Here is a 1,229-nt window from a genome sequence, read left to right as displayed (position 1 = left end):
GGGTTGCCCCATTCAGGTATTTACGGATCAATTCGTGTGTGCCGATCCCCGTAACTTTTCGCAGCTTATCACGCCTTTCATCGCCTCTGAGAGCCTAGGCATCCCCCATACGCCCTTATTTTGCTTATTGTACCAATCATAAAATCAATTATGACCGTTTTTTTTTGTCTTTTACTATAAATAGTAAAAAACGCTTTCTACTTTTTATTATTTTCTTATCTCAATATGTCAATGAACTTTTATTTAGTCGAATGTCAAAAGTCGAAAGTCGTCAAGTGAATCACTTTGGACTTTATGACTTTAGACTTTATGACTAAAATCGTGGAGAATAACGGAGTCGAACCGTTGACCTCCTGCGTGCAAGGCAGGCGCTCTAGCCAGCTGAGCTAATCCCCCATTTTTCAATCTTAGATTGTAGAATTCAGATTTTAGATTTCTTAATTCTTCTCTAATTTCTTTTGGCGAATCCCAACTTCCAGAATTTCCTTTTTTTCAAGCTTAACTTTAAATCTAAAATCTATAATCTTAAATCTAAATTTTAGTAGTCCCGGGCAGACTCGAACTGCCGACCCCTACATTATCAGTGTAGTACTCTAACCAGCTGAGCTACGAGACTCTGTTTTACTTAAAATTTATTATTTGAACTAACAGCAAGAGTAAAATAGTCTTAAAATTATGACCTATAAAGCTTCTTCTTTTTTCCCCATCGTGTATTACTACTAACAATTGGGGCTCTAGAAAGGAGGTGTTCCAGCCGCACCTTCCGGTACGGCTACCTTGTTACGACTTAGCCCTAGTTACCAGTTTTACCCTAGGCAGCTCCTTGCGGTCACCGACTTCAGGCACCCCCAGCTTCCATGGCTTGACGGGCGGTGTGTACAAGGCCCGGGAACGTATTCACCGGATCATGGCTGATATCCGATTACTAGCGATTCCAGCTTCACGGAGTCGAGTTGCAGACTCCGATCCGAACTGTGACCGGTTTTGTAGATTCGCTCCTGGTCGCCCAGTGGCTGCTCTCTGTACCGGCCATTGTAGCACGTGTGTAGCCCAAGGCGTAAGGGCCGTGATGATTTGACGTCATCCCCACCTTCCTCACAGTTTGCACTGGCAGTCTTGTTAGAGTTCCCGACATGACTCGCTGGCAACTAACAACAGGGGTTGCGCTCGTTATAGGACTTAACCTGACACCTCACGGCACGAGCTGACGACAACCATGCAGCACCTTG

2 tRNA genes and 2 rRNA genes are annotated in these 1,229 nt (G+C 44.3%); all 4 read right to left on the bottom strand.

Annotation, left to right across the window (positions count from 1 at the left end):
- Positions 1 to 129, bottom strand: a 23S ribosomal RNA gene (locus J2X17_RS19030); the annotation flags it as partial.
- A gap of 193 nt (positions 130 to 322) precedes the next feature.
- Positions 323 to 396 (bottom strand) — tRNA-Ala (locus J2X17_RS19025).
- Positions 397 to 542: 146 nt separating this feature from the next.
- Positions 543 to 616 (bottom strand) — tRNA-Ile (locus J2X17_RS19020).
- A 122-nt stretch (positions 617 to 738) separates the two neighbouring features.
- Positions 739 to 1,229: ribosomal RNA gene (locus J2X17_RS19015) — 16S ribosomal RNA — on the bottom strand; the annotation flags it as partial.

The sequence above is a fragment of the Flavobacterium aquidurense genome, assembly GCF_031458035.1.
GTDB lineage: Bacteria > Bacteroidota > Bacteroidia > Flavobacteriales > Flavobacteriaceae > Flavobacterium > Flavobacterium aquidurense_C.
Note: the sequence above shows the minus strand (reverse complement) of the source record. Positions and strands in the feature narration are given on the sequence as shown.